General features: G+C 70.5%; 8 protein-coding genes. 5 read left to right on the forward strand and 3 right to left on the reverse strand.

Going from position 1 to position 9,152, the window contains the following annotated elements; genetic code table 11:
• Window positions 1-157 precede the first annotated feature (157 nt).
• The 3 genes from clpX to Asi02nite_RS02635 are packed head-to-tail and all read left to right on the forward strand — an operon-like array spanning window position 158 to window position 3,181.
• A complete protein-coding gene (gene clpX / locus Asi02nite_RS02625; protein ID WP_203710469.1) occupies window positions 158-1,441 on the forward strand; it encodes an ATP-dependent Clp protease ATP-binding subunit ClpX in 1,284 nt (427 codons plus the stop codon).
• A gap of 4 nt (window positions 1,442-1,445) precedes the next feature.
• A complete protein-coding gene (locus Asi02nite_RS02630; protein WP_203710470.1) occupies window positions 1,446-2,255 on the forward strand; it encodes a carbon-nitrogen hydrolase family protein in 810 nt (269 codons plus the stop codon).
• A gap of 2 nt (window positions 2,256-2,257) precedes the next feature.
• Complete coding sequence (locus Asi02nite_RS02635) at window positions 2,258-3,181, forward strand: class I SAM-dependent methyltransferase (protein WP_275410249.1); 924 nt, start codon at window positions 2,258-2,260, stop codon at window positions 3,179-3,181.
• Here Asi02nite_RS02635 and Asi02nite_RS02640 read toward each other — a convergent pair.
• From Asi02nite_RS02640 to Asi02nite_RS02650, 3 genes are read right to left on the reverse strand one after another with little or no spacing between them, the layout of a single operon-like run.
• The gene (locus tag Asi02nite_RS02640; RefSeq protein ID WP_203710472.1) at window positions 3,159-4,082 is read right to left on the reverse strand and encodes a carbohydrate ABC transporter permease; all 924 of its coding nucleotides are present in this window, start codon (window positions 4,080-4,082) and stop codon (window positions 3,159-3,161) included. The genes Asi02nite_RS02635 and Asi02nite_RS02640 overlap by 23 nt on opposite strands.
• A complete protein-coding gene (locus tag Asi02nite_RS02645; RefSeq protein ID WP_203710473.1) occupies window positions 4,082-4,945 on the reverse strand; it encodes a carbohydrate ABC transporter permease in 864 nt (287 codons plus the stop codon). The genes Asi02nite_RS02640 and Asi02nite_RS02645 overlap by 1 nt, the downstream gene beginning before the upstream one ends.
• A gap of 9 nt (window positions 4,946-4,954) precedes the next feature.
• Window positions 4,955-6,202 carry an ABC transporter substrate-binding protein gene (locus tag Asi02nite_RS02650; RefSeq protein ID WP_203710474.1) on the reverse strand — a complete coding sequence of 416 codons (1,248 nt, stop codon included), beginning with the start codon at window positions 6,200-6,202 and terminating at the stop codon, window positions 4,955-4,957.
• Window positions 6,203-6,386: 184 nt separating this feature from the next.
• On the opposite strand from Asi02nite_RS02650, the gene Asi02nite_RS02655 reads away from it, so the two are divergent.
• Together Asi02nite_RS02655 and Asi02nite_RS02660 are read left to right on the forward strand one after the other, a co-directional pair.
• Window positions 6,387-7,553 carry an ROK family transcriptional regulator gene (locus Asi02nite_RS02655; RefSeq protein ID WP_203710475.1) on the forward strand — a complete coding sequence of 389 codons (1,167 nt, stop codon included), beginning with the start codon at window positions 6,387-6,389 and terminating at the stop codon, window positions 7,551-7,553.
• Window positions 7,554-7,614: 61 nt separating this feature from the next.
• Window positions 7,615-8,898 carry a vanadium-dependent haloperoxidase gene (locus Asi02nite_RS02660; protein WP_203710476.1) on the forward strand — a complete coding sequence of 428 codons (1,284 nt, stop codon included), beginning with the start codon at window positions 7,615-7,617 and terminating at the stop codon, window positions 8,896-8,898.
• Window positions 8,899-9,152 lie beyond the last annotated feature (254 nt).

The following is a 9,152-nucleotide window of genomic DNA, read 5'->3' on the forward strand; positions in this document are numbered from 1 at the left end:
GCGGTGTTGTCAGGGATCGGCCGGGTCTGGTTACACTGGCTGGTCCCTGACACACCCATTTTGGGGGTCGGAGATAACGCCCCCAGCGGGTAACGTCGAGTTTGCACACAACCCCGGAGGCGGTCCGCCGCGGCCGACGAGCGCAGGGAGAACGTAGGTGGCACGGATCGGAGACGGTGGCGACCTACTCAAGTGCTCCTTCTGCGGTAAATCGCAGAAGCAGGTCAAGAAGCTGATCGCAGGCCCCGGGGTCTACATCTGCGACGAGTGCATCGACCTCTGCAACGAGATCATCGAAGAGGAGCTGGCCGAGTCCGGCGAGGTGAAGTGGGAAGAGCTTCCCAAGCCGATGGAGATCTACCAGTTCCTGAACCAATACGTGGTGGGTCAGGACCAGGCCAAGAAGGCGCTCTCCGTCGCCGTCTACAACCACTACAAGCGGATCCAGGCTGAGTCCCACACGTCGGGCACCGACGCTGTCGAGGTCGCCAAGTCCAACATCATGCTCATCGGCCCCACGGGCTGCGGCAAGACGCACCTGGCCCAGACGCTGGCCCGGATGCTCAACGTGCCGTTCGCGATCGCCGACGCGACCGCGCTGACCGAGGCCGGCTACGTCGGTGAGGATGTGGAAAACATCCTGCTGAAGCTCATCCAGGCCGCCGACTACGACATCAAGCGCGCCGAGACGGGCATCATCTACATCGACGAGGTCGACAAGATCGCCCGCAAGTCGGAGAACCCGTCGATCACGCGCGACGTCTCCGGCGAGGGTGTCCAGCAGGCCCTGCTCAAGATCCTCGAGGGTACGGTCGCCAACGTCCCGCCGCAGGGCGGTCGCAAGCACCCGCACCAGGAGTTCATCCAGATCGACACCACCAACGTGCTGTTCATCTGCGGTGGTGCCTTCGCCGGCCTCGACCGGATCATCGAGGCCCGCACCGGCCAGGGCGGCACCGGCTTCGGCGCCCGACTACGCGCGGTCTCCGAGCGCAAGACCGACGACGTGTTCGGTCAGGTCATGCCGGAGGACATGCTCAAGTTCGGCCTGATCCCCGAGTTCATCGGCCGCCTCCCGGTGATCACCAACGTCCGGTCGCTCGACCGCGAGGCGCTGGTCAAGATCCTGACTGAGCCGCGCAACGCGCTCGTCCGGCAATACCAGCGGCTGTTCGAGCTCGACGGCGTCGAGCTCGAGTTCGAGCCGGCCGCGCTCGAGGCCATCGCCGACCAGGCGATGCTCCGCGGCACCGGCGCCCGCGGCCTGCGGGCCATCCTCGAAGAGGTCCTCCTCTCCGTGATGTACGAGGTGCCCAGCAACCCCGACGCCGCCCGCGTCCTGATCACCCGCGGGGTGGTCATGGAAAACGTCAACCCGACGATCGTGCCCCGCGAGTTCGCCGGCCGCCGCCGGCGGGACCGCGAGGAGAAGTCGGCCTGACGCCGTGCGCGTCGCGGTCTGCCAGCTCAACGCCCGGGACGACCGCGCCGAGAACCTGAAGGTGGCGCGCTCGCTGCTGGAACGCGCCGCGTCGCTCGGCGCCGACGTCGCGGTGCTGCCGGAATACACCGACTACCTCGGCCCGTCGTCGGGCCTGCCGGCGCCCGAGCCGGTCGACGGCGAGTACGGTTCCTTCTTCTCGACCGCCGCCCGTGAGCTGGGGATGTGGGTCCACGCGGGCTCGTTCCACGAGACCGGGCCGACGCCGCAGCACTCCTACAACACGTCGTTGCTGTTCGACCGCTCCGGCTCCCTCGCGGCGATGTACCGGAAGATCCACCTGTACGACGTGGACATCCCCGGCAAGGTGTCCTACCTCGAGTCGGCCACGATCGCGCCCGGCACCACGACCTCGGTGGCCACGGTCGAGGGTGTGCCGTTCGGCCTGACGATCTGCTACGACCTGCGCTTCCCGGAGCTCTACCGCTCGCTGGCCCGCGACAGCGCCGCGCAGGTGCTGGTGGTGCCGGCGGCCTTCATGCTGCACACGGGCCGCGACCACTGGGAGGTCCTGCTCCGCGCGCGGGCGGTCGAGAACCAGTGCTACGTGATCGCGGCGGGCCAGATCGGCGACCACGAGCCGGGCCGCTCGTGCTTCGGCCGCTCAATGATCATCGACCCGTGGGGCACGGTGGTGGCGCAGGCACCCGACGAGGTGACGGTGATCGCGGCCGACCTGGACCTGTCCCGGCTCGCCCGCATCCGCCGGGAGTTGCCGTCGCTGGCGAACAGCCGGCCGTTCGACGTGGGCTGAGGTTGGGGTCTCGCTTCGACGAGCACGAACGCGCCCAGTGGTCGGGTCGTGCGATCGCTTATCGCGACAGCCTGGCCGCGCTGTGCGCGGGACCGGCGTCGGCACTCCTGGACGCCGCGGGCCTCCCGCCCGCTGTCGCGGGGTCTGGGGCCGCGGCACTTTCGGCCGGCGTCGCGGGGTCCGGGTCTGGCGCTGCCGGGCTTTCGCCCGGTGCCGCGGGAGTCGGGTCGGGTGCCGCTGTGCTCGACGTCGGGACCGGGACCGGGACCGTCGCGGAGTTGGCCGTCGCGCGCGGTGCGTCGGTGGTCGCGGTCGACGCCGAACCCAGCATGGTCGCGCTGGCGCGCCGACGCGTCCCCGGCCTCGACGCGCGCGTCGCAGTGCTGCCCGATCTGCCCTTCGCGGACGCGTCCTTCGACGCCGCCGTCGCCAACTTCGTCCTCAACCACGTCGGCGATCCCCTCGCGGCCCTGCGCGAGATCCGCCGGGTCGTGCGGCCCGGCGGACGGCTGGCGGTCACGGTGTGGCCACATCCGCCGCCGGTGGCGCAGGGGCTGTGGCACGAGATCTTCGCCGCCGCCGGCGCGGTGCGCCCGCCCGACCTGCCCCGCCTCGAGGCCGCCGACGACTTCCCCCGCACCGTCGACGGCCTGTGTGGACTGCTGCGCCTCTCCGGCCTCGCGGACGTCCACGGCGCGGAGGTCGCCTGGACCCACGACACCGACGCGGAAGCGTGGTGGAACGGCCCCGCCGCCGGAATCGGTGCGACCGGCGCCGTCCTGTCGGCCCAGGACGGGCCCACCCGGCAGCGGGTCCGCGCGCACTTCGACCGGCTGACGGCGCCGTTCGCGCGGGGCGGCCGGCTCGCGCTGCCGACACGAGCCGTCCTCGCCCACGGACGGGTCACTTCACCGAGCCCCGCATGACCCCCGAGATCACCCAGCGCTGGGCGAACAGGTAGACCAGCACGAGCGGTGCCAGGGCCATCAGGTACGACGAGAAGGCCAGCGTGTAATTGGTGCTGAACTGCCCCTGGAACACGTACTGCACCAGCGGCAGCGTCTGCGCGTCCGGCGCCGAGAGCACCACCAGCGGCAGCAGGAAGTCGTTCCACGCCCACAGGCAGGTCAGGATGCCGACCGTCGCGTTGATCGGTGCCAGCAGCGGGAAGATGATCCGCCAGAACGTGGTCCAGATGCTGGCGCCCTCGGTCATCGCGGCCTCCTCCAACTCGCGCGGCACCGAGTTGAGATAACCGACGTAGATGAAGACGTTGAGCGCCAGGCCGTACACCGTGTAAAGGAAGATCAGGCCGATCTGGTTGTCCATGAACAGCAGCGAGGTCTGCTTCACCACGGGCAGCATGATGATCGGGAACGGCACGAACAGCGCGGACACGAAATAGAAGAACAGGATCCGGAAACGCCGGCGGTGCCAGTTGCGGCTGATCGCGTACGCCACCATCGAGTTGGTCAGCAGCGTCAGCACGACCGCGCCCACCGTGATCAGTGCGCTGTTCAACGCCGCCCGCGGGAAGTTGGTCAGCTCCCACGCCTCGGCGAAGTTGGCCCAGCGCGGGTCGGCCGGCAGCCCGAAGCCCGACCCGGTCAGCTCCTCGGGCGTCTTCAGCGCGGTCACGATCGCGAAGTAGAGCGGGATCAGCACCGTCAGCGAGAGCACGCACATCAGCGCGGTCAGCCACCAGTTGACCCTGAAGCTCTCCCGGGGGTCGCGGTTGCGGCCCGGCCAGAGGCGGCGCCGCGGCGGTGGTGGCTCGGCCTCGCCCGCGGCCGGGGGAGTGCTGCGGGTCAGCGCATCGGTGGTCATCAGGCACGCACCTCCCGGCGCATCAGGATCCGGAGCTGGAAGAGGGAGAAGGCGACGATGACGATGAAGAACAGCACCGCGTTGGCGGTCTGGTAGGCGAAGTCGCCGCCCTGGAAACCGCCCCGGTAGATGACCAGCGAGATGGACTCGGTCGCCGTGCCGGGCCCGCCGTCGGTCAGCGGGATGATGTGGTCGAAGACGTTCAGGAAGTTCTTCAGCGACAGCACCATGTTGATGGTGAAGAACGCCGCGATCAGCGGGAACGTGATCCGCCGGAACTGGCGCCACGCGCCTGCGCCGTCGATCGCCGCAGCCTCGTACAACTCGGTCGGAATGGTCTGCAGCCCGGCCAGGTAGAGGATGACCGCGAACGCGGTCGCGTTCCAGACCGCGAACACGACGATCGCGAGCCAGGCCAGGTCCTCGTTGGCGAGAATGCTGGTGGAGAACGTCTCGCTGCCCAGCTTCGCGCCCAGATAGGGCAGGGAATAGCTGAACAGGTAGTTGAAGATGTAGCCGACCACCAGGATCGACATGACGTTGGGCAGGAAGAAGATGCCGCGCAACGCCGTGCGGAACCTGATTTTCGCGTTCAGGCCGACCGCGATCGCGAGCGCGAGAATGTTGACCAGCACCGTGCTGAGGATCGCGAACTGGAACGTGAAGAGGTACGAGTCGCGGATCCGCTCGTCGCCGAAGATGTTGGCGTAGTTGTCGAAGCCGACGAAGCTCCAGTCGCCGTAGCCGGCGTAGTCGGTGAAGCTGTAGAACACGCCCTGCAGCACCGGGATCGTGTGGAACACGAAGAACAGCACGAACGCGGGTACGACCATCCAGTAGAAGGTGCGGCTCGTCCGGGTCATCTCGCCTCCTCAGCTCCGCCGCCGGGTGAACTTGTCCCACTCGTCGTCGAGCGACGCCAGGAACGCCGCCCGGTCGCCGTCGATCAGGAACTGCTGGCAGATCTGCGGCAGCGGGATCGCCGGCGGCACCTGATGGTCGGCGAAGCCGGTGACCTGGCCGTTCGCGAAGACCGGCACCAGGTCCTTGAGGGCGTCGTCGGCGGGCTCGGTGCCCTTCAGCGGTGGGATCGCGCTCTGTTCCGCGGCGTACGCGTTGACCACCTCGGGTCGCATCAGGAAGGTGACGAACGCCAGCGCGGCGTCCTTCTTGGACGGGTTCCGGCCCAGCGTGATCGCGACGTCCACACCGGACACCAGTCGGCTCTCGGCGGCGGAGTCCATCGGCAGCGGGAAGACGCCGATGTCGAACGTCGGCTCGAACGTCCGGACCGTCGGGATGGCCCAGCTTCCCTGCAGATACATCGCGGCCTCGCCCTTGGCGAACGCCTGGTTGCCGTCGTTGTAGCCGCGCGAGAGCTTGTCGTCCTGCGCGTACGAGAAGAGCTGCTGGAACCGGTCGGCGACGGTGCCGTAGGCGGCCGCGAAGCTGGTGTCGCCGGTCCGCCGCTTGGCCCAGAAGTCGTCCGGCGGCAGGTTGGCGGCGAGCGCGTTGAACGACGGCAGCGCGGTCCACGACTCCTTGAGCGTCGCGTAGAACGGCGTGACGCCGGCCGCCTTGAACGTCTCGGCCGCGGCGATCAGCTCGTCCCACGTCGTCGGCACCTCGACACCGTGCTGGGCGAAGAGCTGCTTGTTGTAGAGCACGCCGTCGGCGTTGCTGGCGAACGGCAAACCGTTGACCTCACCGGCGTTGGCGGTGCCGAGCGCGTTGATGATGTCGAGGATCGCCGGGGTCACGGTGCCGGTGGCGGGTTCGGCGGCGAAGTCGTAGAAGACGCCGGCGCGGGCGAGCTCGCCGAAGGACGCGTTGGCGTTGAGCGTCATCACGTCGGGGATGTCGTCGCGGACCAGGCGGGTGCGGATCGCGGTGTCGGCGTTGGGCACGTGGTTCTGCACGACGCGGATGTCGGGATGCTCCTGCTCGAACTCGGCGATCAGCTTGTCGAAGGTCTCGATCGCCTCGGGCTTGAACTGGAAGAAGTCGAGGGTCGTGCGGCCGTCGCCGTCCCCGCCCGTGCAGCCGCCGAGCAGGGCGGCGGTGGCGGTCATGGTCGCGGCCGCGAGGCAGGCGAGCGTACGGGTGATGCGGCGGGGCATGGGCCACCTCCGGACAGTGACGGACGTCACCATTGAGATACTTCTACGCCGCAAGTAACTCGGTGGTCAACCCTCGTCAATATGTCGGAAATAGCGGATCCAGACCGCTCATAAGTTTGAATGCACAAAAAACTGACCGGCTGGCATCATGGGCCCACCCGACCGATCACGAGGGGATACCCGGGTGTCCAACGGTTCAACCGGCTGGCCGTCGCTGACGCCCGCGACCCGGGCGGCCGCCGTCGAGTTGCTCCGCCACGGGCCCCTGCCCCGGTCCGCGCTGGCGCGACGGCTCGGGCTCTCCGCGGGCAGCGTCACCCGGCTCGTGGCCCCGCTGCTGGCCGGCGGCCTGGTCGCGCCGGTCGGCCCCGGCCGCGACGGCGGTGTGGGCCGGCCGACCACCCCGCTCGACGTCGTCGCGACCGGTCACCGCTTCGTCGGGGTCAAGCTGACCGGATCACACGGGTACGCGGTGCTGACCGACCTCCGTTCCACCGTGCTGTCCAGGGTGGACGGTCCGTTGCCCGGCGACCGGTCGCCGTCCGACGTGGTGGCCGGCGTCGCCGACCTGGTGGCCGCGTGCGCCGGCGGTGCGGCGCTGACCGGCGTCGGTGTCAGCCTGGGTGGCCGGGCCGCCGACCACCGGGTGGTCACCGCGGCGCCGTATCTCGGCTGGTCCGGCGACGTCGACCTGGGTGCGCTCGTCACCGCCGCGACCGGCGTGCCCGCCGTCGTCGACAACGATGTGCTCGCGCTGACCCGGGCCACCCACTGGTTCGGCGCGGCCCGCGGCGGCGACCGCTTCGCGCTGGTCACCGTCGGGGTCGGGATCGGGTACGGGCTGGTCGTGCACGACCGGTTGGTGGACAGCGACGACGCCGGCGTCGGCCTGGTCGCGCACCTGCGCCTCGACCCGCTCGGCCCGCTCTGCGCGCGCGGGCACCGCGGCTGCGCCGAGGCCATGCTGGCCAGCGGCAAGATCCGCGACGCCGTGGCGGTCGGCCGGGGCCGGGTGTCGTCCTACGACGAGTGCCTGGACCTGGCCGTGGCCGGTGACCCGGTCGCCGCGCGGGTGGTCGGGGACGCCGGGCGGGCGTTGGGCCGGCTGGTCGCGATGATCGCCAACCTGACCATGGTCCCGGTGGTGGTGCTCTCCGGCGACGGCGTGCGGTTGGCCTCGGTCGCGCCCGAGGCGGTCGCGGAGGGCCTGGCCGCGGAGCGCGATCCGGCCGCCGACCCGGTGGCGGTCGAGATCCATCCCGGTGGGTTCGACGAGTGGGCCCGGGGCGCGGCGGTCACGGCGATCCAGTCGTTCACCCTCTCGGGGGACGGACCCGTCGCGCGGCATTGACCGTTAAAGATCACCGGAGCAGCATGGCGCCGTCGTCGCATGCGCGAATCGAGGTGCCGACATGCGCGCCCCATACCGTCGTTGGCTCGTGTCCAGCCTGGCCTGTGTCCTGTTCGCGCCGTTCGTCGGGGCCGTTCCGGCGGACGCCGCCGTGGATCCGCCCGGCGATCCGGCGGTCGTCGCCGAGTGGAACGCGGTCGCCGTCACGACCCTGGTCGGTGACACCGGCAAGGCGCCGATCGAAGGCCTCCTCTACCTCGGGTTCGTGCACGCCGCCGTCTACAACGCGGTCGTCGGCATCACCGGTGACTACGAGCCCTACCGCTTCCGGTCCCGGGCGCCCCGTGGGGCGTCCGCGACCGCGGCCGCGGCGGCCGCCGCGCACCAGGTGCTGGTGACGTACTCGCCCTATGCGAGGTCCACCTTGGACGCGGCGCTCGCGACCTCGCTGGCCCGGATCCCCGACGGGCGCGCCAAGACCACGGGCGTCGCGTTCGGCGTGCTGGCCGCCGACACGCTGATCCGGCAGCGGGTCGACGACGGCCGGTACGCGCCGGTCCAGTTCACCCGGCCGCCCGCGGTCGGGGTGTGGCGGCCCACCCCGCCGGCGCTGCTGCCGTTCAGCGCGCCGTGGCTGGGCGGGGTGCGGCCGCTGCTGGTGCGCGACGGTGCCCAGTTCGGCAGGCCGGGGCCGCCGCCGGCGCTCGGGTCCGCGCGCTACGCGCGGGACTTCGACGAGGTCAAGGCGGTCGGCAGCGCGACCTCGACGGTCCGGACCCAGGCGCAGACCGACACGGCGCGGTTCTTCTCGGGCAACGTGATCCCGCAGTTCAACGCGGCACTGCGCGACCAGGCGGCGACCCGCGGCCTGCGCCTCGCGGAGTCGGCACGGATGTTCGCGGCGGTGGACATGAGCCTGGCCGACACGGCCATCTCGGTCTGGCACTCGAAGTACCGCTACGGCTTCTGGCGACCGGTGACGGCGATCGCGGAGGCCGACGCCGACGGCAATCCCCGTACGGCACCCGAACCGGGGTGGACGCCGTTGATCACGACGCCGCCGTACCCGGACTGGGTCAGCGGTTATTCGGGCGCCGCGGGGGCCTTCACCACCGCGCTCGCGGAGGTGCTCGACACGCGCCGGCTGGCGCTCACGCTGGGCTCGACGGCGATGCCGGGCGCGACCCGGACGTATGCGACCGGGGACGCCTTGAACGCCGAGGTGGTCGACGCCCGGGTGTGGCTGGGCATCCACTTCCGCTTCGCGGACACGGCGGGCCTACGGATGGGGCAGCAGGTGGCGTCCTGGGCGGCGGACCGCTACTTCCGCCCGACACACCGCTAGGTCTCGTGGATCATGGCGGCACCCGCCGGGTCCGGACGACGACCCACCTCCGCGCACGCCCGGACGCCGCCTGGACCTTGCCGGGGACACCACCGACGCCCCTGGGCGCCCCGTCGAAGCGTGCGGTGACTGCCCGGACCCGCTCCCGGAGGCAGCGCAGGAATGAGGGCGCGTCCGGGCGCCGTCGTGGGTCGCGCCGCGTTCCGGCCCGTGGCGGGCTTCGCCCGCGTCGAGGGCTAGCTTGTTTTTTAACT

Origin of the sequence: Asanoa siamensis, from assembly GCF_016862555.1 — a bacterium.
Classification (GTDB): Bacteria; Actinomycetota; Actinomycetes; order Mycobacteriales; family Micromonosporaceae; genus Asanoa; species Asanoa siamensis.

Bases quoted from the DNA above. Each gene is read 5' to 3' on its own strand.
- Asi02nite_RS02640 (WP_203710472.1), bottom strand. From the start codon at position 4,082: ATGACCACCGATGCGCTGACCCGCAGCACTCCCCCGGCCGCGGGCGAG.
- Asi02nite_RS02645 (WP_203710473.1), bottom strand. From the start codon at position 4,945: ATGACCCGGACGAGCCGCACCTTCTACTGGATGGTCGTACCCGCGTTC.
- Asi02nite_RS02650 (WP_203710474.1), bottom strand. From the start codon at position 6,202: ATGCCCCGCCGCATCACCCGTACGCTCGCCTGCCTCGCGGCCGCGACC.
- Asi02nite_RS02660 (WP_203710476.1), top strand. From the start codon at position 7,615: ATGCGCGCCCCATACCGTCGTTGGCTCGTGTCCAGCCTGGCCTGTGTC.